27 protein-coding genes are annotated in these 24,075 nt (G+C 71.0%); 16 read left to right on the top strand and 11 right to left on the bottom strand.

Annotated elements, in window-relative coordinates; translation table 11 throughout:
- Positions 1 to 130: 130 nt before the first annotated feature.
- From trmD to C0012_RS07860, 3 genes are read left to right on the top strand one after another with little or no spacing between them, the layout of a single operon-like run.
- A complete protein-coding gene (gene trmD / locus C0012_RS07850) occupies positions 131 to 820 on the top strand; it encodes a tRNA (guanosine(37)-N1)-methyltransferase TrmD (protein WP_110589149.1) in 690 nt (229 codons plus the stop codon).
- Positions 817 to 1,311, top strand: coding sequence for a MogA/MoaB family molybdenum cofactor biosynthesis protein (locus C0012_RS07855; RefSeq protein ID WP_110589148.1), 495 nt, complete (start codon positions 817 to 819; stop codon positions 1,309 to 1,311). Before trmD ends, C0012_RS07855 begins: the two co-directional genes overlap by 4 nt.
- A complete protein-coding gene (locus C0012_RS07860; RefSeq protein WP_110589147.1) occupies positions 1,304 to 1,732 on the top strand; it encodes a molybdenum cofactor biosynthesis protein MoaE in 429 nt (142 codons plus the stop codon). Before C0012_RS07855 ends, C0012_RS07860 begins: the two co-directional genes overlap by 8 nt.
- A 16-nt stretch (positions 1,733 to 1,748) precedes the next feature.
- On the opposite strand, the gene C0012_RS07865 is transcribed toward C0012_RS07860, so the two are convergent.
- The 5 genes from C0012_RS07865 to C0012_RS07885 form a co-directional block, all read right to left on the bottom strand.
- Positions 1,749 to 1,982, bottom strand: coding sequence for a MoaD/ThiS family protein (locus tag C0012_RS07865; RefSeq protein WP_110589146.1), 234 nt, complete (start codon positions 1,980 to 1,982; stop codon positions 1,749 to 1,751).
- Complete coding sequence (locus tag C0012_RS07870) at positions 1,979 to 2,242, bottom strand: DUF6457 domain-containing protein (RefSeq protein ID WP_110589145.1); 264 nt, start codon at positions 2,240 to 2,242, stop codon at positions 1,979 to 1,981. Before C0012_RS07870 ends, C0012_RS07865 begins: the two co-directional genes overlap by 4 nt.
- Before the next feature lie 144 nt (positions 2,243 to 2,386).
- On the bottom strand, positions 2,387 to 2,866 hold the full coding sequence (gene moaC / locus C0012_RS07875) for a cyclic pyranopterin monophosphate synthase MoaC (RefSeq protein WP_110589144.1): 480 nt from the start codon (positions 2,864 to 2,866) through the stop codon (positions 2,387 to 2,389).
- Between the two features lie 111 nt (positions 2,867 to 2,977).
- Positions 2,978 to 4,219: a molybdopterin molybdotransferase MoeA gene (locus C0012_RS07880; RefSeq protein ID WP_110589143.1), complete on the bottom strand. Its 1,242-nt coding sequence runs from the start codon at positions 4,217 to 4,219 to the stop codon at positions 2,978 to 2,980.
- Between the two features lie 38 nt (positions 4,220 to 4,257).
- Positions 4,258 to 5,373 (bottom strand): ThiF family adenylyltransferase, encoded by a 1,116-nt coding sequence (locus C0012_RS07885; protein WP_110589142.1) that lies wholly within the window; start codon positions 5,371 to 5,373, stop codon positions 4,258 to 4,260.
- A gap of 199 nt (positions 5,374 to 5,572) precedes the next feature.
- On the opposite strand from C0012_RS07885, the gene modA reads away from it, so the two are divergent.
- From modA to C0012_RS07910, 5 genes are all read left to right on the top strand, one after another.
- The gene (modA, locus tag C0012_RS07890) at positions 5,573 to 6,304 is read left to right on the top strand and encodes a molybdate ABC transporter substrate-binding protein (RefSeq protein WP_110589141.1); all 732 of its coding nucleotides are present in this window, start codon (positions 5,573 to 5,575) and stop codon (positions 6,302 to 6,304) included.
- 53 nt (positions 6,305 to 6,357) lie between these two features.
- Complete coding sequence (locus tag C0012_RS07895; protein ID WP_110589416.1) at positions 6,358 to 7,167, top strand: ABC transporter permease; 810 nt, start codon at positions 6,358 to 6,360, stop codon at positions 7,165 to 7,167.
- Complete coding sequence (locus C0012_RS07900; protein WP_198411097.1) at positions 7,164 to 8,300, top strand: ABC transporter ATP-binding protein; 1,137 nt, start codon at positions 7,164 to 7,166, stop codon at positions 8,298 to 8,300. The genes C0012_RS07895 and C0012_RS07900 overlap by 4 nt, the downstream gene beginning before the upstream one ends.
- A 59-nt stretch (positions 8,301 to 8,359) precedes the next feature.
- A complete protein-coding gene (moaA, locus tag C0012_RS07905; RefSeq protein ID WP_408631136.1) occupies positions 8,360 to 9,430 on the top strand; it encodes a GTP 3',8-cyclase MoaA in 1,071 nt (356 codons plus the stop codon).
- Positions 9,431 to 9,518: 88 nt separating this feature from the next.
- A complete protein-coding gene (locus C0012_RS07910) occupies positions 9,519 to 10,301 on the top strand; it encodes a glucose 1-dehydrogenase (protein WP_110589138.1) in 783 nt (260 codons plus the stop codon).
- A gap of 68 nt (positions 10,302 to 10,369) precedes the next feature.
- Here the strand turns inward: C0012_RS07910 and C0012_RS07915 are convergent, their stop codons facing one another.
- The 6 genes from C0012_RS07915 to map all read right to left on the bottom strand — a co-directional run bounded on the left by C0012_RS07915 (position 10,370) and on the right by map (position 17,335).
- Positions 10,370 to 11,053, bottom strand: a complete 684-nt coding sequence (locus C0012_RS07915; RefSeq protein ID WP_110589137.1) for a sirohydrochlorin chelatase — start codon at positions 11,051 to 11,053, stop codon at positions 10,370 to 10,372.
- Entirely contained in the window at positions 11,053 to 12,189 is a 1,137-nt protein-coding gene (locus C0012_RS07920) for a uroporphyrinogen-III synthase (protein WP_110589136.1), read from the bottom strand. The genes C0012_RS07915 and C0012_RS07920 overlap by 1 nt, the downstream gene beginning before the upstream one ends.
- The gene (cobA, locus tag C0012_RS07925) at positions 12,186 to 13,427 is read right to left on the bottom strand and encodes a uroporphyrinogen-III C-methyltransferase (RefSeq protein WP_110589135.1); all 1,242 of its coding nucleotides are present in this window, start codon (positions 13,425 to 13,427) and stop codon (positions 12,186 to 12,188) included. The genes C0012_RS07920 and cobA overlap by 4 nt, the downstream gene beginning before the upstream one ends.
- Before the next feature lies 1 nt (position 13,428).
- Complete coding sequence (nirD, locus tag C0012_RS07930; protein ID WP_110589134.1) at positions 13,429 to 13,818, bottom strand: nitrite reductase small subunit NirD; 390 nt, start codon at positions 13,816 to 13,818, stop codon at positions 13,429 to 13,431.
- Positions 13,815 to 16,394: a nitrite reductase large subunit NirB gene (nirB, locus tag C0012_RS07935; RefSeq protein WP_198411098.1), complete on the bottom strand. Its 2,580-nt coding sequence runs from the start codon at positions 16,392 to 16,394 to the stop codon at positions 13,815 to 13,817. Before nirB ends, nirD begins: the two co-directional genes overlap by 4 nt.
- 158 nt (positions 16,395 to 16,552) lie before the next feature.
- Entirely contained in the window at positions 16,553 to 17,335 is a 783-nt protein-coding gene (gene map, locus C0012_RS07940; RefSeq protein ID WP_110589133.1) for a type I methionyl aminopeptidase, read from the bottom strand.
- 252 nt (positions 17,336 to 17,587) lie between these two features.
- Between map and rplS the strand changes: the two genes are divergently transcribed.
- The 8 genes from rplS (at position 17,588) to C0012_RS07980 (ending at position 23,955) form a co-directional block, all read left to right on the top strand.
- On the top strand, positions 17,588 to 17,938 hold the full coding sequence (rplS, locus tag C0012_RS07945) for a 50S ribosomal protein L19 (RefSeq protein ID WP_110589132.1): 351 nt from the start codon (positions 17,588 to 17,590) through the stop codon (positions 17,936 to 17,938).
- A gap of 75 nt (positions 17,939 to 18,013) precedes the next feature.
- Positions 18,014 to 18,748: a signal peptidase I gene (gene lepB, locus C0012_RS07950; protein ID WP_110589131.1), complete on the top strand. Its 735-nt coding sequence runs from the start codon at positions 18,014 to 18,016 to the stop codon at positions 18,746 to 18,748.
- Positions 18,745 to 19,413: a ribonuclease HII gene (locus C0012_RS07955; protein ID WP_110589130.1), complete on the top strand. Its 669-nt coding sequence runs from the start codon at positions 18,745 to 18,747 to the stop codon at positions 19,411 to 19,413. The genes lepB and C0012_RS07955 overlap by 4 nt, the downstream gene beginning before the upstream one ends.
- Positions 19,414 to 19,446: 33 nt before the next feature.
- Positions 19,447 to 19,773, top strand: a complete 327-nt coding sequence (locus C0012_RS07960; protein WP_110589129.1) for a DUF2469 family protein — start codon at positions 19,447 to 19,449, stop codon at positions 19,771 to 19,773.
- 111 nt (positions 19,774 to 19,884) lie between these two features.
- A complete protein-coding gene (locus C0012_RS07965; RefSeq protein ID WP_110589128.1) occupies positions 19,885 to 20,247 on the top strand; it encodes a YraN family protein in 363 nt (120 codons plus the stop codon).
- Positions 20,244 to 21,788, top strand: a complete 1,545-nt coding sequence (locus C0012_RS07970) for a YifB family Mg chelatase-like AAA ATPase (protein WP_110589127.1) — start codon at positions 20,244 to 20,246, stop codon at positions 21,786 to 21,788. Before C0012_RS07965 ends, C0012_RS07970 begins: the two co-directional genes overlap by 4 nt.
- The gene (gene dprA, locus C0012_RS07975) at positions 21,785 to 22,942 is read left to right on the top strand and encodes a DNA-processing protein DprA (protein ID WP_232527831.1); all 1,158 of its coding nucleotides are present in this window, start codon (positions 21,785 to 21,787) and stop codon (positions 22,940 to 22,942) included. Before C0012_RS07970 ends, dprA begins: the two co-directional genes overlap by 4 nt.
- A gap of 110 nt (positions 22,943 to 23,052) precedes the next feature.
- A complete protein-coding gene (locus C0012_RS07980) occupies positions 23,053 to 23,955 on the top strand; it encodes a tyrosine recombinase XerC (RefSeq protein WP_110589126.1) in 903 nt (300 codons plus the stop codon).
- The last annotated feature ends 120 nt before the right edge of the window (positions 23,956 to 24,075 follow it).

The raw sequence follows: 24,075 nt of genomic DNA on the forward strand, positions 1-24,075 counted from the left end.
CACGCGCCTCCGCCCCGGCCGGGGAAGGCCCCGAAACACCGAGGAAACACGCCCATCCCGTCATTTCTGGCACATCCCGTAGCGGGAATCGGTGAAGGGAAGTGCCAGAGATGAGGAATAGCATCGAGGAATGCGCATCGACATCGTCACGATCTTCCCGACGTTCTTCGACGTGCTCGATGTGTCGCTCATCGGCCGGGCGCGCGAGACGGGAATCCTCGACGTGCGCGTGCACGATCTGCGCGACTGGACCCACGACCGCCATCGCACGGTCGACGACACCCCGTACGGCGGCGGCGCCGGCATGGTGATGAAGCCCGAGCCGTGGGGCGAGGCTCTCGACGAGATCCTCGACGAGGACGCCGTGCTCGTCGTCCCCACTCCGTCCGGAGAGGTGTTCACACAGGCGACCGCACGTGAGTTCGCCGACGAGGGCCAGCTCGTCTTCGCGTGCGGCCGCTACGAGGGAATCGATCAGCGCGTCCTCGACCACTACGCCTCCCGCGGTCGGGTGCGGTTCGTCAGCATCGGCGACTACGTGCTCAACGGCGGTGAGGTCGCGGCGATGGCGATGATCGAGGCCGTCGGGCGCCTCGTGCCCGGCGTCGTCGGCAACCCCGAGAGCCTCGTCGAGGAATCCCACGAGCTCGGGATGCTCGAGTACCCGATCTACACGAAGCCCGCCGAATGGCGCGGGCTCGCGGTTCCCGATGTTCTGCTTAGCGGGCATCATGGGAAGGTCGCGGAATGGCGCCGGGAACAGGCGCTCGCCCGCACGCGCGAACGCCGCCCCGAGCTGCTGGAAGGATCCGCGGAATGAGCGAAGCAGGCGTCCCCCTGCGCGCCGCGGTCGTCACCGTGAGCGACCGATCGGCCGCGGGCGAGCGTGAGGACCGCGGGGGCCCGGTGGCCGTCGCCGCACTCCGCAAGGCCGGTTTCGAGACGGGCGACGCGACGATCGTCCCTGACGGAGCCGACAGTGTGGCCGAGGCGTTGACAGAGGCGCTCGCCGCGGGCGCGCGCCTCGTCGTCACAACGGGCGGAACCGGCATCTCACCGCGCGACCTCACACCCGAGGGTACGGCGCGCATCATCGACCGGCCTCTGCCGGGGATCGCCGAGGAGCTGCGACGGATCGGCGCCGCCGTGGCCCCGGGCGGCCTGCTCTCTCGCGGGATCGCGGGAACCGCGGGGACGGCCCTCGTCGTCAACCTGCCCGGTTCGCCGGGAGGCGTGCGCGATGGCATGGAGATGATCCTCCGCGTCGCAGACCACGCGCTCGGCCAGCTCGAGGGGAGCGATCATGGGTGAGGTCAGGCGCGCGGCGATCAGCGCGGATCCGATCCTGCTGGAGGCGCACCTCGCGGCCGTGGACGACCCGCGCATGGGCGCGGAGACGAGCTTCGTCGGTCGCGTGCGCGATCACGACCCCGACGCGACGGGCGCCGTTGCGGCGCTGGAGTACACGTCCCATCCCGACGCCGAGAGGATTCTCGGCGAGATCGCCGCGCGCGCGGCCGAGCGCACGGGATCCCTCGTGGCCGTGAGCCACCGGATCGGCCGACTCGAGGTCGGCGACGCCGCCGTGGTCATCGCCGTCGCGGCGCCGCATCGCGCCGAGGCCTTCGACGCCTGCCGCGCCGTCATCGAGGACATCAAGCGCGAGCTGCCCGTGTGGAAACGCCAGATCGAGACCGACGGTCAGGCGAGCTGGAAGGGCATCGGGGGCTGACGCCGCCCGCGGGCCGTCACCCGCCCGCGAACGGCGGGAGGATGTCGACCGTGCGGGTATCCGTGAGAGTGGCGTCGCCGTCGCGTCGGGCGCCGTCGATGAGCACCGCGCACCGCGGGAGGATTCCGCCGAGGCCGGGGTGATCGGCGACGAGGGCGGCGCGCAACGCGTCGAGGGTGCTCTCGGAACGGGTCTCTTCCGCCGTGCCCGCGGCTTCCTCGGCCGCGGCGAAGAATCGCACGAGCGTCACGATTCCCAGCCCGTCGAGAGCGCCGTCAGCTTCGCGACCGCGTCGCGTGCCGCCGCGGGATCCTCGGAACGGCCTGCGGCGAGGCCTGCGAGAAACGCCGCCAGCGGGGCGGCGGGGCGGGCGACGCCGTGGGCCACATCGCGCGCGAGGTCGAGTACGAGCGGGATGTCGATCTCGTCGGCGTCGAGGCCGATCTCGGCGCACGCGGCGCGCTTCCACTCGTCGAGCGCCTCGGGGGGCAGGTGCTTCTGCTCGCTCATCTCACGTCCTTCCGTCGCCTCGATCTTCCCACGGCGTGCGCCGGGGTGCTGGGTGCCGCCTCCCGAGTGCGGGCGCGCCCATTTTCGCGGTGGCGAGGGCGGAAGCGCACTCGGGGCGCGGTGTGAGGCGGATGGCAGGGGACGTCACTCGCCCGGGCGCGTCCAGGATCCGCTGCGGCCACCCGACTTGGCGACGATGCGGGCGTTCTCGATGAGCGCCGAACGGTCGATGCCCTTGACCATGTCGAGCACGGTGAGGGCGGCGACCGTCACGGCCGTCACGGCCTCCATCTCGACGCCCGTGCGGTCTGCTGTGCGGCACGTCGCCTCGATCGCGACGCCCTCGTCCGTGACGTCGAGGTCGACCGTCGCCCCGTGCACGCCGATGACGTGCGCGAGCGGCAGCAGATCGGGCGTCTTCTTCGCCGCCTGGATCCCCGCGATCCGCGCGACGGCGAGCACATCGCCCTTCGGGACGGTCTGATCGCGCAGGGCTGCGACGGTCTCGGCGGCGACGCGCACGAAACCGCGTGCGGTCGCGGATCGGACGGTTGGCTGCTTCTCGGTGACGTCGACCATGCGTGCGTTGCCGGCGGCGTCGAGGTGAGTGAAGGAGGAGCTCATGACACCAGGATGGCATCGACGCGGACTCCTCGACGGCGGGTCCGTGCTGCCTCAGGACGTCACGGCGCCGGACGTGAGCCCGGAGCGCGTCGGTGGCATCGGCGCGAAGGCTCAGAACGGAGGTGAGAGCAGCACGACGTCGACGAGGTCGCCCGCGGCGACCTCGTCGACCTCGGCGGGGACCACCGCGAAGCCTTCTGCGAGTCCGAGCCCGCCCACGAGATGCGAGCCGGATCCGCCGGTTGTCGCCGGGCGGACGCGCCACGTGGCGGGATCCGCGCGATCGACGACGATCGGGACGTATTGCCGACGTTCAGGGGGCGTGCGCCACGCCGCCGCGCTCGGTAGCCGAAGCAGGGGGCGGTCGATGTGCACGCGGGCCTGCATCGCGAGCAGCGCGGGCCGCACGAAGGCCTCAAACGAGGCCGCGACGCTCACGGGATTGCCCGGCAGGCCGAAGAACAGGGCGCCGCCGTCGAGAACGCCGAATCCCTGGGGCTTGCCGGGCTGCATGGCGATCTTCGAGAAGCGGATCCGCCCCTCGAGCGCCTGCTTGACGGGCTCGTACGCGCCGGCGCTTACGCCGCCCGAGGTGATGATCGCGTCGGCGTCGTCGTATCGTTCGAGGAGGTGCACGAGCTCGGCCGGGTCGTCGCCGACGTTCGTGCGCAGGACGAGTTCGCCGCCCGCGCCGCGCACGAGCTCAGCGATCAGCGTCGAGTTCGAGTCGGGGATCTGCCCCGCGCCGGGGACCTCTCCCGGTGCGGACAGCTCGGCGCCCGTCGACACGACGACGACGCGGGGAGCGCGCGTGACGGAGACCTCGGTCACCCCCGCGGCGAGAAGTGCGGAGATCTGCAGGGCCCCGAGTGGAGAGCCTGCGGGCAACACGGTGTCGCCGCGGGCGAGATCCTCGGCGCGGCGGCGGATGTGTGCGCCGGCCGCCTTCGGTGTCTCGCGGACGATCGCCGTCGAGAGGGAATCCGCAAGGCCCCCGGAGGTGTGCTCGAAGGGAACGATCGTGTCGGCCCCGTGCGGGACGGGGGCGCCCGTCATGATCCGGTGCGTGGTCCCGGCGGTGACGTCGCCGAGCGCTGCCGATCCTGCGGCCACGTCGCCCGAGACGGCGAGCTCGACGGGGTCGGACGCCGAGGCGCCGGCCACGTCTGTGAAGCGCACCGCGAAGCCGTCCATCGCCGAGTTGTCGAAGGCGGGGATGTCGAGCGCGGCGATCGCGTCTCGGGCGAGCGTGCGCCCCGACGCACCGGTCACGCCGACCGTCTCGGCCGGAAGGGGGCGCACGACATCGAGGATCCGCGCGCGGTGCGCGTCGACGCTCACGAGCTCGGTCATGGGGGTACGGTACCGCGGCGGCGCGACTCGGGTGGACGCTACTCGGCGAGTGAACTCCACGCACCCATCCCGCCCGCGAGCGAGCGAGTCGTCAGCCCGGCGCTCGCGAGCGCGGCGGTTGCTCGGGAAGATCGGACGCCGGCGGCGCAGACGGTGACCACCCCGCGGGATCCGGCCTCCGCGCGCAGGCGGGCGGCCGCGGCGGGGGGATCCGCGAGGACTTCGCCGAGCGGCACCGCGACGGATCCGGCGATCGCGCCGGTGACGCGCTCGGACTCTTCGCGCACATCGACGACGAGCGGCGGGCGGTCGGCGGTGATCCAGGCGGCGAGTTCGCTGGCGGTGACTTCCGTCGATGGCGCCCCGGACCGGGGCGCCTCCTCTTCGGCGGTCGCGCGGAGCGGAACCTCGCGCGTCGTCGAACGAAGTCCGTCGACGAGCGCGACACGGCCGAGGAGGGGATCGCCGATGCCTGCGATGAGGAGGACGGCCTGCGTCGCCATGAGCGAGCCGACCTGCATGACGAGGGCGCCGAGCACGCCGACGTCGGCGCATGTCGGGACGTTTCCCGCGGATCCTGGCGGATGCAGATCGGCGAGGCGCGTCGCGGGCGCGCCGGCGGGCGGGCGCGACCAGAACACGGTCAGCTGCGCGTGGAACTCCTGCACGACGCCCCACACGAGCGGCACTCCGAGCGCATCGCACGCGTCGGCGACGGCCTCGCGCGTGGCGAAGGTGTCCGATCCGTCGAGGACGACATCGGCGCCTGCGAGCAGTTGCCGAGCGTTATCGGGATCCAGTCGCTTGCGGAGGGGGGTCACGACGCAGTCGGGCGCAAGGTCGGCGGCCGCGCGGACGGCGCTATCGACCTTGGGCGCCCCGACGTCGCTCACGCGATGCAGGACCTGCCGCTGCAGATTGGAGTGCTCGACGTCGTCGTCGTCGATGACGGTGAGGCGCCCCACGCCGGCCGCGGCGAGCGCGAGGACGGCCGGGGATCCCAGGCCTCCCGCGCCAACGATCGCGACGTGCGCGGCCGCGAGGCGGCGCTGACCGGTCTCGCCGAGCGGATAGAGCACCGCATGCCGGGCCGTGCGCGCGGCCTCGTCCGCGCTCAGGGCGGCGACCGGTTCGACGAGCGGGGGGAGGGTCATCCTTCGAGAGTACCGACGCCTCGAGGCTCAGTCGCGAAAAGTCCAGCGCGTGACGCCTCGCCACGACACGCCGCTACGGCACGGCGCGTCGTGACCGCCCCGGACGGCGGCCGCACACGAGTGGTCGCGACACGTCTCCCTGCATCGGCGACGGAGGGCCTGTCGATTCGAGTGGCCGGCTCTGTGGTGGGATAGCAGGATGCGCCGTGCATCGATCGCCGTTCTCCTCCTCGCGGTCGCGTTCGCCGTCGCCGGGTGTGCACCGGCCGAGGACGAGCGGGAGATCCGCGTCGCTGCGGCCGCCTCGCTCCACGGCGCCTTCGAAGAGATCGTCTCCGCGTTCGAGGCCTCTCACCCGGATATTCGCGTCGCACCCGTCGTCTATGACGGATCCAGCACGCTTGCGACGCAGATCGCTGAGGGGGCGCCGATCGACGTCGCCGCGTTCGCCGATGAGCGCACGATGGAGCGCATCGCTGACGCAGTGGGTGAACCGCGGATCTTCGCCACGAACAGCCTGGTGATTGCCGTACCGGAGGGAACGGATCGCGTCGCCGCGCTCGATGACCTCGCGGACGACGCCCTCGACGTCGTCGTGTGCGCGCCCGAGGTGCCGTGCGGTGCTGCGACGCGGCAGGCGCTCGACGCGGCGGGAGTGGACATCGCCGCGGCGAGCCTCGAACAGAGCGTGACGGCGGTCGCCCGGAAGGTCGCGAGTGGCGTCGCCGACGCGGGCCTCGTCTACCGCACGGACGCATCCGCGACAGAGGGCGTGGCGGCCGTCGAGGATCCGCGACTCGACGGCGTCGTGAACCGATACCCGATCGCCGTCACCGAGGGCGCCGGTGACGACGCGCAGGCATTCGTCGACTACGTGTTCTCCGGCGACGCGCAGGAAGGGCTCGCGCGCTGGGGCTTCGGCGCGCCATGATGAGAGAGGGGGAGAATCAGACGCCCCGTGAAACGGAGCCGACGACCACGATGATGCGCACTGCACCGCCCGCGCCATCCGGCGTGCCGCGTCTGCTCGCCGTCCCCGCGGCCATCGCCCTGCTCTTCCTGCTCTTGCCGCTGGCGGCCCTCGTCGCGCGCGTCGAGTGGCCGACGCTCTGGCAGGACATCACGACGCCCGCGGCCGTCAGCGCCCTCACGCTCTCGCTCGTGACCGCGACGATTGCGACGGCCGTGAGCATTCTCATCGGGATCCCTCTCGCGATTCGGATCGCGCGGGCGCGGCCCGCCGTCGCGGCCGTCCTCCGGGTGCTCGTGACGATCCCGCTCGTGCTGCCGCCGCTCGTCGGCGGCGTCGCGCTGCTGTTCCTCTACGGAGGTTCGAGCCCGCTCGGCACCTGGTTGGACGAGGCAGGCCTCGCGCTGCCGTTCACGACGGCCGCCGTGATCGTCGCGCAGGTGTTCGTCGCGCTGCCGTTCCTCGTGATCGCGGTCGAGGGATCCGTGCGCACGGCGGGAACAGACTACGAGCGCACGGCGGCCTCGCTGGGTGCCGGCCGCTGGACAACGCTGCGCCGCGTCACCCTGCCGCTCGCGGCCGACGGAATCGTCGCCGGCGTGATCCTCTGCTTCGCGCGCGCCGTCGGTGAGTTCGGGGCGACCGCACTGTTCGCCGGCAACGCACCCGGCGTGACGCAGACGATGCCGCTCGCGATCTACACGGCCTTCAACGGCTCGGGGATGGGGCAGGGGCCGGCGGTGGCCCTCGCGCTCCTGCTGCTCGCGACCGTGCTGGTCGTGCTTCTCGTCGTCCGCGCCTGGCGCCCGGGGGGTGCGCGATGACGCCGCACGCAGGAGACGTCGTCGATGGCCACGTCGTGGTGCAGCGCTCCGGCGGCTTCCGTCTCGACGTGTCGCTCGACGTGGGATACGGCGAGGTCTTGGCGGTGATGGGGCCGTCGGGTGCCGGTAAGTCCACACTGCTGCAGGCACTCGCAGGCGAGGTGCGGCTGACCGACGGCGAGGTGACGATCGGCGACGAGGCCTATACGCGGCGGCATGGCGGGGATCCGCGGCGGCGCGGCGTCGTGCTGCTGCGCCAGAACCCGCTGCTCTTCCCACACCTCACTGTGCGCGACAACGTCGCGTTCGGACTCGAGGCGCGGCGCACGCCTCGGACGCGCGCCCGCACGGAGGCCGACGAATGGCTGTGGCGCGTTGGACTGTCGGGCATGGGCGATCACCGGCCGCGCGAGCTTTCGGGCGGACAGCAGCAGCGCGTCGCGCTCGCCCGCGCCCTCGCGACCACGCCCCGACTGCTGCTGCTCGACGAGCCCCTCACCTCGCTCGATCCCGATACGGCGAGCGATATTCGTGCCCTGCTGCGGGAGCAGCTCGCGTTCACCCTCACGACGACGCTGCTCGTCACGCACGATGCGTTCGACGCGGCGGCGCTCGCGCATCGTATGCTCGTCATCGAGGGCGGCGCCGTGACGCAGCGCGGCGACGTCCGCGAGGTCCTCGCGCGGCCCGCGACGCGGTTCGTCGCCTCGGCCGCGGGACTCAACCGGCTGCACGGCACCGCGCGCGGCGGTGATTGGACGGGATCGGCCTTCGGCACGCGCCTGCGCCTCACGTCTTCCGAAGGGGGACCGCGTCCCGCCGACGGCGACGACGTCGTGGCCGTGTTCCGCCCGGCTGACGCGCGGATCGCCCGTGCGGAGGAACTCTCCTGGACGCGGGCGCTGCAGCGGGTGCGGCACGAGACGGCGGACGACGAGGCGGTCGGCGAGTGGCTCGCGAGGGTCGAGCGCCTCGAACCGGCTCCGGGCGGCGCCCGCGTGCACGTGACGCAGCCCGAGTTCGCGGTCGACATTCCGACTGCGCAGGTCGCCGCGCTCGACATCGGCCCCGGCGATCCCGTGCGGGTCTCGATCTCGCCGGATCACGTGCGGCTGATTCCGGGCGGGTCCTGAGCCGTGGATCCCTCGTACCCTGGATGGATGGAGACACGTCGAGCAGCCGAGGTGCGCGCGTGAGCGCCGTGCCGATCCGCCTGGCCGAGCGTGCCCCGTCCGAGCCGCACACGACTCCGGCGGACATGCCGACGTCGGGCCCGCTCGTCGATCGCTTCGGACGGGTGCACCGCGATCTGCGCGTCTCGCTGACCGATCGCTGCTCGCTGCGCTGCACCTATTGCATGCCGGAGCAGGGCAATGAGTGGCTCGCGAAGCAGAGCATCCTGACGCTCGATGAGATCGAGCGCGTCGCGCGCATCGCCGCCTCCCGCGGCATCTCGACCTTCCGCCTCACGGGTGGGGAGCCGCTGCTGCGCCGCGATATCGTCGCGGTCACCGAACGCCTCGCGCGGCTCGAGTCTCCGGACGGACCGGTCACGATCGCGATGACGACGAACGCGATCGGGCTCGACAAGGTGCTGCCGGCGCTCGTTGACGCGGGTCTCGGGCGCCTGAACATCTCGATCGACACGATCCAGCGCGAGCGGTTCCGCGAGCTGACGCGCCGGGACCGCCTGGACGACGTCTTCGCGGGGATCCGTGCGGCTGCGGCCTCTCCGCTGCGGCCTCTCAAGCTCAATGCCGTCGCGATGCGCGGCGTCAACGACGACGAGCTCGTCGATCTCGTGCAGTTCGCGATCGACAATGACGCCCAGATGCGCTTCATCGAGCAGATGCCGCTCGACGCGGGGCACACGTGGGATCGCTCGCAGATGGTCACGCGCGACGAGATCCTCGAGAAGCTGTCCGCGAGGTGGTCGCTCGAGCCGATCCCGGGCCGCGGGGGCGCGCCTGCGGAGACCTGGCGGCTCGACGGCACCGACCGCACCGTCGGGGTCATCGCGTCGGTGACGGCGCCGTTCTGCGGCGCGTGCGACCGGCTGCGGCTGACGGCCGACGGGCAGCTGCGCAACTGCCTGTTCTCGAACCGAGAGTTCGACCTCGTGCCGCTGCTGCGCGGATCCGGATCCGATGACCACCTCGAGCAGCTGCTGCGCGGATGCATCTGGAAGAAGCTTCCGGGGCACGCGATCAACGACCCTGGCTTCTTGCAGCCCGACCGCGGGATGAACGCGATCGGCGGGTGAGGATCCTCCCCTGCCTCATCGCTGAGGGGCGGCTAGCGTGGATATCGCGCCCGGCACCGGGCGCACCACGACACAAAGGGGGCCGAAAATGTCACGTTTCGACGGCAAGACGATTCTGATCACCGGGGGCGGTTCGGGGCTCGGACGGGCGACGGCAGTGCGCGTCGCACAGGAGGGCGCGAACGTCGTTCTCGTCGACGTTTCGGAGAAGGGGCTCGAAGAGGCACGCCAGGACGTCCTCTCGGAGGCGCCGAACGTCCAGATCCTCACCGTGACCGCCGACGTCTCGAAGGAAGACGACGTCGCAGGCTACGTGGGGGCGACGATGGAGAAGTTCGGTCGCATCGACGGCTTCTTCAACAACGCGGGCATCGAAGGCAAGCAGAACCTCACCGAGAACTTCACGAACGACGAGTTCCAGCGCGTGCTCGCGATCAACCTGTCGGGCGTGTTCCTCGGTCTCGAGAAGGTGCTCCCGATCATGCGGGAGCAGGGTTCCGGGGCAGTCGTGAACACCGCCAGCGTCGGTGGGATCCGCGGCGTGGGCAATCAATCGGGCTACGCCGCCGCGAAGCACGGTGTCGTCGGGCTCACCCGCAACTCGGGGATCGAGTACGGCGAGCATGGCGTGCGCGTGAACGCGATCGCTCCCGGGGCCATCTGGACGCCGATGGTCGAGGGGTCGATGAAGCAGATCGACGCGGAGAATCCGCGCCGGGCCGCAGAGCAGTTCGTCCAGGCGAACCCGACGAAGCGCTACGGCGAGCCCCACGAGATCGCGTCGGTTGTCGCATTCCTCATGTCCGACGACTCGACCTACGTCAACGCGGCCGTGCTGCCGATCGACGGCGGCCAGTCGGCGAAGTACTGACAGTCTGCTCAAGAAGCGGCAGAGGGTCGCGGCCTGGGAAGCAGACCGCGACCCTCTGCCGTCGAACGTCATTCCAACAGAGTGAGCCCCTCGCGGTAGCGCTCCGTGATGATCGCGGCGACGCGCGGATCCGTCCCGACGGGCTCGGTCGCGACGTCGGCGCCCGATGAGGCGATGAGATCCGCGAAGTGGCCGGGCGCGAGCACGTAGCTCGCCACGATGACCCGCTCGGCGCCCGCCTCGCGCGCCTCGGCGACGGCGCCCGCCACCTTCGGCGTCGCGCCATATGCGTAGCCGACCGTGACGGGCGCGGTCACACGCTCGGCGAGGGCGCCGCGCACCTCTCGGACGCGCTCGGCCGATTCAGGACGCGACGATCCCGCCGCCGCGAGGACGACGTGATCGCCCGGGCGCACACCGATCTCGCGCACGCGGTCGCCGAGCACGTCGGCGAGCGCAGGATGCGGGCCGAGCGTGCCCGTCGCGACGACGTCGTCGCGCGATGCGGCGGCGCGACCGATGTCGACCTGCGTGTGGTAGCCAGGCGAGAGCAGCAGCGGCACGATGACGCCCGCTCCATCGAGCCCCGCCACTACCTCGTCGACCTGTGGCTGTTGGACGTCGACGTAGGTCTCACGCAGGGGAGCATCGCCGAGAAGCTCGGCGGCGCGCCGGGCGAGGAGAGAGATGACGGCCCGCCCCTCGGGGGAGTCGGTGCCGTGTGAGCAGCAGACGAGAGCGGGTGTCGGCATCAGATGTCCTTCACCGTGAGGCGGTATCCCCGCTTGACGACGGTCGTGATGAGATCGGGGAAGCCGAGCGCCTCGCGCAGACGCGCGACGGCCATCTCGACGGCATGGGTGCTCTGGCTCGACCGCGGCAGCGAATCCTGCAGATCGCGCCGCGGGATCACGGCGCCGCCCGCATCGAACAGTGCGCCGAGGACGGCCGTGCCGGTGGGGGAGAGCGGGAGGAAGACGCCCTCCAGCACGGCGCCGGCGCTGCGCATCTCCAGCCGCCCGCGCGGGGTGTCGAGCCCGGGAGCCTCGCCGCCGCCGAAGTGCGCCACGACGCCGCGCACGAGCGATCCGAGTCGGCCGCGCTCGGCGACGAGGGCGGGGATGCCGACGTCGTGCAGCGGCTGAACTGTGATGGGGCCGACGGCGGCCATCAGCAGTCGGTCGCGATCCGCGCGCTCGCGGATCTCGTGGAGGACGCCTGCGCGCTGCGCCTCGGCGAGCCATTCGCTCGCGCCCGGCGCGGAGGTGAACAGGACGGCGTCCACCTCGCCCGCCGCCGTCGCGAGCACGGACTGCCGCACGACGAGCGGATCCGCGGGCGGGCCCCAGCGGTACACCGTGAGGCTCACGACGTCGGCGCCGCGCTCACGGAAGAGCTCGTCGAGCCCGTCGGAGCCGGAACCGTGATGCTGCACCGCGATCCGCTTGTCTGCCACGCCCTCCGCGAGCAGGTACTCGCCGAGCTCGCGGGCCGTCTCGGACTCGGCGACCCAGTCGACGTCGAAGCCCGCCTGCTGAACCGCGCCGCGGGCCTTGGGTCCGCGCGCCACGATCTGCGCCCCGGAGAACGCGTGACCGAGCTCGTCGGCGAGGCCGGCCTCGTGGGCCGCCTCCATCCATCCGCGGAATCCGACGCCCGTCGTGGCGACGACGACGTCGGGCGGGGAGGCGATGAGTTCGCGCGTGGCGTGGAGGAGAGCCTCGTCGTCGATGTGGGGGATGATCGTCAGCGCGGGGGCCTGACGTACCGCGGCGCCGTGACGTTCGAGCGCGGCCGTCAGCTCGCCGGCGCGCCGATCGACGGCGATGACGACCGTGCACCCGTCGAGCGCCGAGGACAATCGGGGGCGGGGCGCGGCGTCGGTCATCCGGCGGCTCCCTCGTGCGCGGCAGTCGCCGTGTGCGCGGGGAGAAGCAGATCGGGTCGAGCGACCTCGCCGATGACGATGACGGCCGGGTTGCGCACGCCCGCGTGCCGGGCGTCGGCGACGGCGTGTGCGAGGGTCGTGCGGGTCGTGCGCTGGTGCTCGGTGTGCCCGCTCTCGACGAATGCCACGGGGCGATCGGCCGGGACGCCCGCCGCGAGGGCCTCGTGCGCGATCGCGCCGAATGCCTTCACACCCATGAGCAGGACGGTCGTGACCGTCGGATCCTCGAGGGAAGCGAGCGTCGCGTCCGAGACGCCCGACTGGCCGTTGATGATGTGCACGCTCGAGGCGACTCCGCGGTGCGTGACGGGGATCCCCGCCGCCTGCGGAACCGAGACGGAGCTCGAGACGCCGGGGACGACCTCGACGGGGATGCCAGCGTCGAGACAGGCCGAGACCTCCTCGCCGCCGCGCCCGTAGACGAACGGATCCCCGCCCTTGAGGCGCACGACGCGCTTGCCGGCGCGCGCGTGGTCGACGAGCATCGCGTTGATCTCGTCCTGGGGAACCGGATGGTGACCGGGGGCCTTGCCGACGTGCACGACCTCGACATCGGGATCGAGCTCGTCGAGCACTCCGGTGGCGCCGAGGCGATCTGCGACGACGACGTCGGCCTCGGCGAGGAGGCGCCGAGAGCGCAGCGTCAGGAGGTCGACGGGTCCCGGACCGCCGCCGACGAGGGCGACGGATCCCGCTGCCGATTCACGCACGCGGCGCAGGGGCGCGCGCCCCGACTCGAGCATCTCGCGGACCGAGGAGTTCACGCGCGCGGTGCGGCGCGGATCCACCCCCGAGTCGCTCGTGACGCCGACGAGCACGTCACCGGCGCGGGTCTGCGACGTCATCCGGGCGGATCCGTGCGCGCCGTCGGACGAGTTCACGCAGAACGTGCGCCGCGCCTCGCACCAGGCGACGACCTGGGCATCGACCTCGGGGTCGCCCGTGGCCGTGTGGACGAGCCACGCGCCGTCCACGTCGCCCTCGGACACGGGGCGAGCGTCCCACGGGACATCGTGGTCGGCGACGAGCTGCGCCACTTCGGGCGACAGCTCGGGGGCGACGAGACGCACATCGGCGCGTTCGTCGAGGAAGCGGCGCAGGCGGCGCGCGGTCACGCTGCCGCCGCCGACGAGCACGACGAGGCGGCCGTCGAGGGATACTCCGAGCATCGCCGTCATGTCACGCCGCCTTCCACTTGATGAGCACCTGTCCGTCGTCCACCGCAACGGGGTGAACCGCGATGTGGCGCTCGTCCTTGCCCTGCGTCTCGACGACGGCACCCGTGCGCAGATCCCATGCCTGCTTGTGCAGGGGCGATGCGATCGTGGGCACCTCGGAGCCGTCGGTGAACGCCTTGGAGCCGACGATACCCCTCGAGAGCACGTGTGCCAGGCCGTACGGGTCATAGTTCGACACAGCGCGCACCGTGCCGTCGACCAGCCGGAACAGCGCGATCTGAGTGTCGCCGATGAGGGCGGCGCGCCCCCGTTCGACCGTCAGATCGTCGAGCGCGCACACGCGCACCCACGTGGTCTGCGCGGTCGCCGCCGCGTCGCCGATCGTCGTCATCGCCGCACCTCCAGCGTCGTACCCGCGATCATCACGGATCCGGATTCCTTCTCCTCGTCTGAGGCGGGCCGCACCTGACCGCGCTCGAGCACATACGCGAGCGACGGATCCGGAGTATCGGGTGCGTTCACGAAGGAGTGGAAGCGCGAGAGCTTATCGGGATCCTTCAGCGTCGCCGCCCATTCGTCCTCGTACGTGCCGACGTGCTTGTCCATTGAACGGTCGAGGTCGTCTGCGATGCCGAGCGAGTCGTCGAAGATGACCTCGCGCAGCCCGTCGAGGCCGCCCTCGAGCTCTTCGACCCACGGCGCCGTGCGCTGCAGGCGATCGGCCGTGCGGATGTAGTACATGAAGAAGCGGTCGATCGCGCGGATCAGCCCGTCGTCGTCGAGTCCCTCGGCGAGCAGCTGCGCGTGGCGCGGGGTGAATCCGCCGTTGCCGCCGACGTACATGTTCCAGCCGTTCTCGGTTGCGATGACGCCGACGTCCTTGCCGCGCGCCTCGGCGCACTCGCGCGCGCAGCCCGAGACGCCGAGCTTGAGCTTGTGAGGCGAGCGCAGACCGCGGTAGCGCAGCTCGAGGCGCACCGCCATGCCGACGGAGTCGAGCACGCCGTAGCGACACCACGTCGAACCCACGCACGACTTCACGGTGCGCAGCGACTTGCCGTACGCCTGCCCCGACTCGAAGCCCGCGTCGACGAGGCGCTTCCAGACGAGGGGGAGCTGTTCGAGGCGCGCGCCGAACATGTCGATGCGCTGGCCGCCCGTCAGCTTCGTGTAGAGACCGAACTCCTTCGCGACCTCGCCGATGACGATGAGTCCCTCGGGCGTCACCTCGCCGCCGGGCATGCGCGGAACGACCGAGTACGAGCCATCCTTCTGCATGTTCGCCATGACGTGGTCGTTCGTGTCCTGCAGCGTCGCCGTCTCGCCCTCGAGGACGTGCTCGCCGACGAGACCCGAGAGGATGCTCGCGATCGTCGGCTTGCAGACATCGCAGCCGCGACCGCGGCCGAAGCGGTCGATGATCGCGCTGAACGTCGTGAGCCCCGACACCGAGATCGCGTCGAAGAGCTGTCGGCGAGACATGTCGAAGTGCTCGCACAGCGCGTCGCTGACGGCCTTGCCGAGAGATGCGAGCTCCTTGCCGACGATCTTCTTGACGGTCACGAAGCAGGATCCGCACGTGGCGCCGGCCTTCGTGCACGCTTTGACCTCGCCCGCGTCAGCGCAGCCGTCTTCGTGCACGGCGCCGCGGATCCGCCCCGCCGTCACCGACGAGCACGAGCACACGATCGCCTCGTCGGGAAGATCGCCCGTAGGGGCCTCGACGCCGCCTTCGGGCATGAGGTATGCCGCGGGATCGGCGCCGAGGGGGCTGCCGACGAGCGGGCGGAGGGATCCGTAGGCTGACGCGTCGCCGACGAGGATGCCGCCGAGGAGGGTCGAAGCGTCGTCGCTCATCACGAGCTTCTTGTACACGCCGCCCACGGGGTCGGTGTAGACGACGTCGAGCGCGCCCGGCGAAGTGGCCATCGCGTCACCGAAGCTCGCGACGTCGACACCCGACAGCTTCAGCTTCGTCGACTCGTCGTAGCCGGGGAACGTGGCCTCGCCGCCGAGGAGTCGGTCGGCCGCGACCTCGGCCATCGTGTAGCCCGGAGCGACGAGACCAACGCAGCGGCCGTCGAAATTCGCGACCTCGCCGATCGCGAAGATCGCGTCGTCGGAGGTGCGGCAGGCGTCGTCGATGAGGACGCCGCCGCGCGGCTCGCATTCGAGCATCGCCTCGCGCGCCAGGCGGTCGTTGGGGCGCACGCCGACGGTGAAGACGACGACGTCCGCTTCCTCCCACGATCCGTCGCGGAACTCGAGACCCGCGACCTGGCCCGTGCGATCGGCGTCGAGTCGCGTCGTGCGCGATTCGGTGCGCACGTCGATGCCGCGCTGCGAGATGAGGCGGCCAAGCACCTCGCCGCCCGCGCGGTCGATCTGCGCCGACATGAGGTGCGTGCCCGAGTGCACGACCGTGCAGTCGACGTCGAGCCCCTGCAGGGCGCCCGCCGCCTCGAGACCCAGCAGGCCGCCGCCGACGACCTTGCCGACGAGCGGCCGGCCGAGCTGCGCGCGACGTGCCTCGACGAAGTCCGTGAGCGAGACGAGATCGTCGATCGTGCGGTAGACGAAGCATCCGGGCAGATCGGCGCCGTCGACGGCGGGGCGCGCCGCGTAGGAGCCGGTCGCGAGCACGAGGGTGTCGTAGGCGAACTCGGATCGCGCGGCCGTGTGAACGGTCTTCGCCTTCCGATCGACGCGCACGACAGGGTCGCCCGTCACGAGCGCGACCCGCGGATCCTCGAGGTGGTGCCGCTCGAGCGTCAGCTCATCGGCCGTCGTGCCCGAGAAGAACGATGTGAGGCCGACGCGGTCGTAGGGGAGACGGCTCTCCTCTCCGATCAGTGTGATCTGCCACGGAGCGTCGCTCCGGGTGAGGAGGCTCTCGATGAATCGGTGGGCGACCATACCGGCGCCGACGACGACGATATGACCGGCGGTCTTGTTCGATGTGCTCATTCGCAGCTCCTGCACGGGGTGTCACGACAGTGATCCCCACGCTAAGAACGCGGTGTTTCGCGGCGCATCGCGATCGGGTTTCCCGAGAGCGACGAAACCCTCACAAGGCGCTGAGGGCCTTGTGAGGGTTTCGTGACGTGCGGGAAGCCTCCGCTCCTCTACTGCGAGAGGAAGCTCCGATCGGTGAGGACGACGGGTCCGTCCGCCGTGATCGCGATGGTGTGCTCGCTGTGCGCCCCGCGCGATCCATCCGCGCTGCGGAGGGTCCAGCCGTCGCGATCGTCGGTGACGAGCTTGTCGGTCGTGTGCAGGAACCACGGCTCGATCGCGACGACGAGGCCCGGCTTCAGAGGGAAGCCGCGTCCCGCCCGCCCATTGTTCGGGATGTGCGGGTCGCCGTGCATCGTGCGGCCGACACCGTGGCCGCCGAAGTCGGTGTTGATCGACAGGCCCTCGCCGTGGGCCACCGCGGCGATCGCCGCGGAGATGTCGCCCACCTTGCCGCCCGGCTGCGCCGCGGCGATGCCGGCGTCGAGCGCTCGCTCGGTCGTCTCGATCAGCTTCAGATCCTCGTCGCGCGGCGTTCCGACGACGAAAGAGACGGCCGAATCGGCGACCCAGCCGTCGATCGATACGGCGAAGTCGAGCGTGACGAGATCGCCGTCCTTCACGGCGTAGTCGTACGGGCGCCCGTGCAGGACGGCGTCGTTGACCGACGTGCAGATCACGTAGCCGAAAGGCCCGGATCCGAACGACGGTGCGTAGTCGAGGTAGCAGCTCTCGGCGCCCGCGCGGCGGATCAGCTCATGAGCGCGGCGGTCGATCTGGAGGAGGTTGGTGCCGACGCGAGTCTCGTCGCGGAGGGTCGCGAGCGTCTCGGCGACGAACCGGCCCGCCGGTCGCATCTCGTCGATCTCGGCCGGTGTGCGCAGTTCGATCATGGGAGTCCTTTCGCGTGTTCTGCCATTGTTCCGCATGGATCCGCGTAGCACCTGAAGGGGATGTTCCCGCATGCGCAGTCGATGTGGCAGAATAGGCGTTTGTGCCGTGATCGGCGCGCCCGTTGGTGCGCCTGGTTTCGACTCTGCCACAGGGGAGTCGAGGATCCGCTTCTTCAGGGGGTCTCATGCGCACCGCTCTCTCAACACCCCTCATCGCGGGCGACCTGTGGCGGCCGCAGGAAGCGATTCATCATGAACATCATCGATGCCGTCGACGCCGCGTCGCTGCGCAGCGACATCCCGAAGTTCGGCCCCGGCGACACCGTCAAGGTGCACGTCAACATCGTCGAGGGCAACCGCTCGCGCGTCCAGGTCTTCCAGGGCGTCGTGCTCGGCCGCCAGGGCGATGGCGTGCGCGAGACCTTCACGGTCCGCAAGGTCAGCTTCCAGGTCGGCGTCGAGCGCGTGTTCCCCGTGCACTCGCCGATCATCGACAAGATCGAGGTCGTCTCGCGCGGTGACGTGCGCCGCGCCAAGATCTACTACCTGCGCGGTCTGACCGGCAAGAAGGCGAAGATCCGCGAGAAGCGCGAGAACGCCTGATCGTCGATTCGAATCGGCTGAACGCCCCGCGACGTCATCGTCGCGGGGCGTTTCGCATATGGGATCCTGTGAGAGATGACAACCGAATCTGAGCCTTCCGCGACGGGCGGCCCCTCGCGAGGGCGCGGCATCCTCGCCTTCCTGCGCGACATCGTCGTGATCGTCGTCGTCGCGGTCGTCGTGTCGGTGCTGATCAAGGCGTTCGTGGTGCGCTCCTTCTACATCCCGTCTGCCTCGATGGAGGACACGCTCATGACGGGCGACCGGATTCTCGTCGACGAGCTGACCGTGAACTGGTCGGGATACTCGCGCGGCGATGTCGTCGTATTCGCCGACCCGGGCGGATGGCTGGACGGGGCGGATGTCGAGGGCCCTGGCGGCATCGCGGGCGCGATCGACTGGGTTCTGACGGGCGTCGGCATCTCGGCATCGGATTCGGAGGAGCACCTTGTCAAAAGGATCATCGGGCTGCCGGGCGATCACATCGAGTGCTGCAATGAGCTCGGTCAGATCCAGATCAACGGCGCCGGTGTCGACGAGCTCGACTACCTGAGACTTCCCGACGGATCGACGCTGGCGTCGACCGACGAATTCGACGTGACGGTTCCCGAAGGTTCCATCTGGGTCATGGGTGACAACCGCAATCGCTCGCAGGACTCGCGATACCACGATCAGCAGCCGGGAGGCGGCTTCGTGCCGATGGAGAAGATCGTCGGGCGCGTGGTGCTGCGTACCTGGCCGCTGTCGCACTTCGGTGTGCTCGAGGGGCAGAACGACGCGTTCACGGGCGTACCGGACGCTGCAGGATGAGCCCCGTCGCTCCGACTCTCGACCTCGAGCGTGGCCTCCTCGAGACCGCACCGCTCGTCTTCGGGCTCGACGAGGTCGGCCGGGGTGCGCTCGCCGGGCCGGTCACGGTCGGCGCATCCGTCATCGACCGCGCGGTCGCAGACGAACCGATCCCGGAGGGGCTGCGCGACTCGAAGCTCGTGAGTGAGAAGAGGCGTCCCGCCGTGGCGGAGCGGACCGCGGAATGGGTGCTGCGCACGACTCTTGGGTGGGCCACGCCGGGCGAGGTCGACGAAGTCGGGATCGTCGGGGCGCTCGGCCTTGCCGCGACACGCGCCCTCGCCGGGATGCGCGAGGCGGGCATCGATCCCACCGACGGGATCGTGCTTCTCGACGGCAGCCATGACTATCTGTCGGCGACCGCGCGTCCGCGGCTCGGCCGCCTGGACGTGCGCACGGTCGTGAAAGGCGACCGCGATCGCGCGTCGATCTCGGCGGCGTCGATCGCGGCGAAGGTCGCGCGTGACGTCGTCATGGTCGACCTCCACGCGCAGCATGAGGAGTACGCGTGGGAGCGCAACAAGGGGTATGCGAGCGCCGCCCACCGCGCGGCGATCGACGCGCACGGCCTCACCGACCACCATCGCCGGTCGTGGGCGATCGGGCCGGGACCGGCGCTGTTCTGACGTGGAGCCGCCGACTCGTAGGATGGGATGACCATGGATGACGACGCCTTCGAAGAATTCGACCGCGAGCTCGAGCTGGCCCTGTACCGCGAGTACCGCGATGTCGTCGGACAGTTCCAGTACGTCATCGAGACCGAGCGGCGCTTCTACCTCGCGAACGATGTGAACATCGTCCGGCACGACACCGAGCACGACTTCTACTTCGAGCTCACGATGCGCGATGTGTGGGTGTGGGACATCTACCGCGCGGATCGCTTCGTCACGAGTGTGCGCGTGCTCACCTTCAAGGACGTCAACATCGAGGAGCTTTCTCCGCGCGACTTCGAGTTGCCGGAAGACCTTTCCATCGGCAAGCCGTAGCGCCGGCGCAGCGTGCTCACAGCCGGCTGATTTCTCGCGCTGTCCACATCGCCCGCGAAATCACGCGGAGGCGCCGATCCGCCATCGGGGCGATCGCGGCACGGTGGGGGAATGCCTCACAATATGAGCCTCGGGCGCGCGGGGGAGCAGCGCGCCGCTCAGCACCTCGCAGATGCCGGCTACGACATCGTCGACCGCAATTGGCGGTGCTCTGACGGCGAGATCGACATCGTGGCCGTGCGCCGAGACGTCGTCGCGATCGTCGAAGTGAAGACGCGTACGAGCAGAAGGTACGGCCACGCCCTGGAGGCGCTCGACGCGCGCAAGACCGATCGTCTCTGGCGCCTCGCGTTCATGTGGGCCCGCGCGCATCCCGACGTCGCGCGCGGGAGACGCGTGCGGGTCGACGCCGTCGCCGTCACGGGCGCGGATCCGGCAGTGGGGGCGGTCGAACACCTGCAGGGTCTCCGATGATCGTCGTACGCACGTGGGCGGTCGCGTTGACGGGGCTGCAGGGCGCGCTCATCGAGGTCGAGGCCGACATCACGCAGCACAAGCCCGACTTCCGCCTCATCGGGATGCCCGACAAGGCCCTCGGAGAAGCGGTGCGCCGCGTGACCAACGCGTGCGAGAACAGCGGCCTCGCCTTGCCCGATCGGCGATTGACGGTCAATCTGTCGCCGGCGAGCCTGCCCAAGCAGGGATCGGGGTTCGACCTCGCGGTCGCGATGGCCGCTCTCTCGACCGACGGCCGGGTCGATCCCGACTCGCTCGCGCGCACCGTGCATATCGGTGAGCTCGGGCTCGACGGGCGGGTGCGCGCCATACCCGGGGTGCTCCCGTCGGTGCTCGCGGCTGTCGCAGCGGGGCGGCCGCGGGTGGTCGTGCCCGAGGAGAACCGCGCGGAGGCCGAGCTCGTGACGGGGGCGGAGGTGACGGGAGTGCGGTCTCTCGCCGAGGCCGCGCGGTTGCACGGGGCCGACGTCGACGACGCTGTGCTCGTGGGGCCGGATCCCGTTCCCGCGGTGCTCCCGGCACCCGAATCGCGTGCGGTGAACCCGCCTGCCGACCTGGCCGACGTCGTCGGTCAGCCTGCGGCGGTCGACGCGCTGCTCGTCGCGGCGGCCGGCGGCCACCATCTGCTGATGTCGGGTCCGCCGGGTGCAGGCAAGACCATGCTCGCCCAGCGGCTTCCGGGAATCCTGCCGGCGCTTGACGACGCGGGGGCGCTCGAGGTCGCCTCCGTGCGCTCGCTGACGGGCGAAGCGATCACCTCCCTGTCGCGCACGCCTCCCTTCGAAGCGCCCCACCACTCCGCCACGCTCGCGGCGCTGGTCGGGGGCGGATCGCGGCGCGCGAGCCCGGGAGCGATCGCGCGGGCCTCGCGCGGCGTGCTCTTCATCGACGAGGTCGCCGAGGCGCCGCGATCCCTGCTCGATGCGCTTCGGCAGCCTCTGGAACACGGTGCGATCTCGATCCACCGTGCGGGGTTCACAGCAAGCTTTCCCGCGCGATTCCAGCTCGTGCTCGCAATGAACCCGTGCCCGTGCGGCGAGTTCGGGGTCGCGGGTGGCACGTGCACCTGCTCGCCGACGGACGTGCGGAGGTACGCGAGCAAGATCTCCGGTCCACTGCTCGACCGCGTCGACATCGATCTGCGGATGCAGCGCGTCTCTCGCCTCGACGGGAACGGATCCGGGGGCGCTGTCTCGAGTGCCGAAGCCCGCGAACGGGTGATCGCTGCTCGCCAGCGCGCCGCCGCACGCCTCTCGGAGACCCCGTGGAGCACGAATGCGGAGGTGACGGGATCCTGGCTTCGCGAGGGGCCGTGCGCCCTCGACGGCCTGGCCCGGAAGACGCTCGACGGGGCCCTGCAGCGGGGGCTCCTCACGCTTCGCGCCTACGACCGCGTGCTGCGCGTCGCCTGGACGATCGCCGACCTCGCCGATCATCCGGCTCCGGACGCCGCCGATATCGGACGCGCGCTGTTTCTCAAGAAGGGGGTGACGGCGTGAGCAACGACCTCGACGTGTCGCGCCTCATCCGTCCCGAGGACGTCGAGGTGGCGCGTGACTGGCTGGGTGAAGACCGGCTCGTCGAGCGCGTCTCGCGCATCGCCTGGTCGATTCTCATCGAGCCGGGCGACCGCGCCGCGGGTGAGCACATTGCTCGCTTCGGTGCGGCGGAGTCCCTCGCTCGCGTCGCCGCGGCGGCCGAGGAGGGCGGAAATGAGACTGCGCAGGCGAGTGATCGGTGGCGCTCGCGCTGGGACTCGGCCCTCGTTGCGGCAGCCGTAGCCGCGGGCTCCCGGCGCGGCCTTCAGATCGTGATCCCCGGGGACGAAGCGTGGCCCCGATCGCTCGACGATCTCGGACCTCACGCTCCCGTCGTGCTCTGGGTGCGCGGCGATCCGTCGACTCTCGTCGACCGTGCGTCGGTCGGCATCGTCGGCGCGCGCGCCGCGACGCCCTACGGAGAGCACGTCGCCGCGGACATCGCCGGAGAGCTCGCCGCGAGCGGGACGACCATTGTGTCGGGCGCCGCGTACGGCATCGACGGTGCGGCGCACCGGGCGGCGCTCCGCGCCGGGGGACGCACGGTCGCCTTCGTCGCGGGCGGAGCAGACCGCGTCTACCCGGCGGGTCACGCCCATCTCCTCGCCCAGATCGCCGAGACGGGCGCAGTCGTCGCTGAATGCCCGCCCGGCACCACACCCACGAGGTGGCGTTTCCTCGCGCGAAATCGCCTCATCGCCGCGGTCTCGGACGGAACGGTGGTCGTCGAGGCGGGCGCCCGCAGCGGCAGCATCAACACCGCAGCCCACGCCGCCTCGATCGGCAGACCGCTCGGGGCGGTGCCCGGCCCGATCACGAGTTCGACGTCGGCGGGTTGCCACCGCGTGCTGCGCGAGTACGACGCGGTATGCGTGACGAGCGCCGACGACGTGCGCGAGCTCATCGGTGCCGCCAGCGCCCCGATTCCGCTCGCCTACGAGTCTCCCGACGCCGTGCGGGTGGCCGACGCGCTGTCGCGTCGACGCCCGCGGGATGTGGAAGATCTCGCGCGTCGCAGCGGTCTCGCCCCGGCCGACGTCATCGCGACCCTCGGGCTGCTCAGCCTGCAAGGGGCGGCTGAGGCCCGTCCGGACGGGTGGGTGGCGACTGTGTGAGGTTCCCACCGCCCCAAGGGCGTCTACGTCGGCGGGATGGCAGGGACGCAGTGCGGTTCGCCCGGCGCGCCGCGCGGAAGCGGCTCGCTCGGGCGCGGCATCCTGAAGTCATGATCCTGTCCGAGGCAGCCGCCGCGTTCACGGAACACCTCACCGTGGTGCGCCGACTGTCTCCGGCGACCGCGCGCGCATACGCGGCTGACCTCGCCGACCTCGCGCACGCGGCTGGCGACATCGAGCTGCGCGAGGTCGATCTCGAGCACCTGCGCGATTGGCTGTGGCGAGCAGCGCAGCGCGGCGACGCGCGGTCGACGCTCGCGCGCCGCACATCGTCGGCGCGTGGTCTGTTCCGGTGGGCGCTCGACGCGGGGCATGTCGACGTCGATCCGAGCCTGCGCCTCGTCACACCGAAGCGCGGCCGGACTCTGCCGAAGGTCGCGAACGCCGGCGGGCTGGGAGAGATGCTGGCGCGGGCGGCTGATGCAGCCGCCGAAGGCGACCCGATCGCGTTGCGCGATCATGCAATCCTCGAACTGCTGTACGGATCCGGGATCCGCGTCTCCGAGCTCTGCGGGCTCGATGTCGACGACCTGGATCTCGGACGCGCCACGGCCCGAGTTCTCGGCAAGGGGTCCAAGGAACGCGTCGTGCCCTTCGGCGCCCCCGCCCGCCGCGCGATCGAGGCCTTTCTCACCCGCGGGCGCGCCGCGCTCGCGGCGCGGACCGAGACGGCGACGCCCGCCACGTTCCTCGGCGCCCGCGGCGCCCGGATCGGCCCGCGCACCGTGTACGACCTCGTGGCCCGTACGGTGGGTCCGGTCGTCGGATCCGCGGCCGTCGGCCCGCACGCGCTGCGCCACTCGGCCGCGACGCATCTGCTCGACGGAGGGGCTGATCTGCGGGCGGTGCAGGAGCTCCTCGGGCACGCGAGCCTCGGCACGACGCAGGTGTACACGCACGTCTCGAGCGAGCGGCTCAGCGCCGCCTATCGCCTCGCGCATCCCCGCGCCTGACGCCCCCTCTTCGCAAGCATCGAATACGACCTTCCCGCCAGCTCAGGCGTCCTGAGGCAACGCGAACGCACCGAGATTCCCGGGTGAGCGCGGACTCTGCCTCGTCTCGGAACGTCCACC

Source organism: Microbacterium suaedae (assembly GCF_003254645.1).
Lineage (GTDB): Bacteria > Actinomycetota > Actinomycetes > Actinomycetales > Microbacteriaceae > Microbacterium > Microbacterium suaedae.

Coding starts and splice junctions, on each gene's coding strand:
- trmD (WP_110589149.1), top strand. CDS start 131: ATGCGCATCGACATCGTCACGATCTTCCCGACGTTCTTCGACGTGCTC.
- C0012_RS07855 (WP_110589148.1), top strand. CDS start 817: ATGAGCGAAGCAGGCGTCCCCCTGCGCGCCGCGGTCGTCACCGTGAGC.
- C0012_RS07860 (WP_110589147.1), top strand. CDS start 1,304: ATGGGTGAGGTCAGGCGCGCGGCGATCAGCGCGGATCCGATCCTGCTG.
- C0012_RS07870 (WP_110589145.1), bottom strand. CDS start 2,242: ATGAGCGAGCAGAAGCACCTGCCCCCCGAGGCGCTCGACGAGTGGAAG.
- moaC (WP_110589144.1), bottom strand. CDS start 2,866: ATGAGCTCCTCCTTCACTCACCTCGACGCCGCCGGCAACGCACGCATG.
- C0012_RS07880 (WP_110589143.1), bottom strand. CDS start 4,219: ATGACCGAGCTCGTGAGCGTCGACGCGCACCGCGCGCGGATCCTCGAT.
- C0012_RS07885 (WP_110589142.1), bottom strand. CDS start 5,373: ATGACCCTCCCCCCGCTCGTCGAACCGGTCGCCGCCCTGAGCGCGGAC.
- modA (WP_110589141.1), top strand. CDS start 5,573: ATGCGCCGTGCATCGATCGCCGTTCTCCTCCTCGCGGTCGCGTTCGCC.
- C0012_RS07895 (WP_110589416.1), top strand. CDS start 6,358: ATGCGCACTGCACCGCCCGCGCCATCCGGCGTGCCGCGTCTGCTCGCC.
- C0012_RS07900 (WP_198411097.1), top strand. CDS start 7,164: ATGACGCCGCACGCAGGAGACGTCGTCGATGGCCACGTCGTGGTGCAG.
- C0012_RS07910 (WP_110589138.1), top strand. CDS start 9,519: ATGTCACGTTTCGACGGCAAGACGATTCTGATCACCGGGGGCGGTTCG.
- C0012_RS07915 (WP_110589137.1), bottom strand. CDS start 11,053: ATGCCGACACCCGCTCTCGTCTGCTGCTCACACGGCACCGACTCCCCC.
- C0012_RS07920 (WP_110589136.1), bottom strand. CDS start 12,189: ATGACCGACGCCGCGCCCCGCCCCCGATTGTCCTCGGCGCTCGACGGG.
- cobA (WP_110589135.1), bottom strand. CDS start 13,427: ATGACGGCGATGCTCGGAGTATCCCTCGACGGCCGCCTCGTCGTGCTC.
- nirD (WP_110589134.1), bottom strand. CDS start 13,818: ATGACGACGATCGGCGACGCGGCGGCGACCGCGCAGACCACGTGGGTG.
- nirB (WP_198411098.1), bottom strand. CDS start 16,394: ATGAGCACATCGAACAAGACCGCCGGTCATATCGTCGTCGTCGGCGCC.
- map (WP_110589133.1), bottom strand. CDS start 17,335: ATGATCGAACTGCGCACACCGGCCGAGATCGACGAGATGCGACCGGCG.
- rplS (WP_110589132.1), top strand. CDS start 17,588: ATGAACATCATCGATGCCGTCGACGCCGCGTCGCTGCGCAGCGACATC.
- lepB (WP_110589131.1), top strand. CDS start 18,014: ATGACAACCGAATCTGAGCCTTCCGCGACGGGCGGCCCCTCGCGAGGG.
- C0012_RS07955 (WP_110589130.1), top strand. CDS start 18,745: ATGAGCCCCGTCGCTCCGACTCTCGACCTCGAGCGTGGCCTCCTCGAG.
- C0012_RS07960 (WP_110589129.1), top strand. CDS start 19,447: ATGGATGACGACGCCTTCGAAGAATTCGACCGCGAGCTCGAGCTGGCC.
- C0012_RS07965 (WP_110589128.1), top strand. CDS start 19,885: ATGCCTCACAATATGAGCCTCGGGCGCGCGGGGGAGCAGCGCGCCGCT.
- C0012_RS07970 (WP_110589127.1), top strand. CDS start 20,244: ATGATCGTCGTACGCACGTGGGCGGTCGCGTTGACGGGGCTGCAGGGC.
- C0012_RS07980 (WP_110589126.1), top strand. CDS start 23,053: ATGATCCTGTCCGAGGCAGCCGCCGCGTTCACGGAACACCTCACCGTG.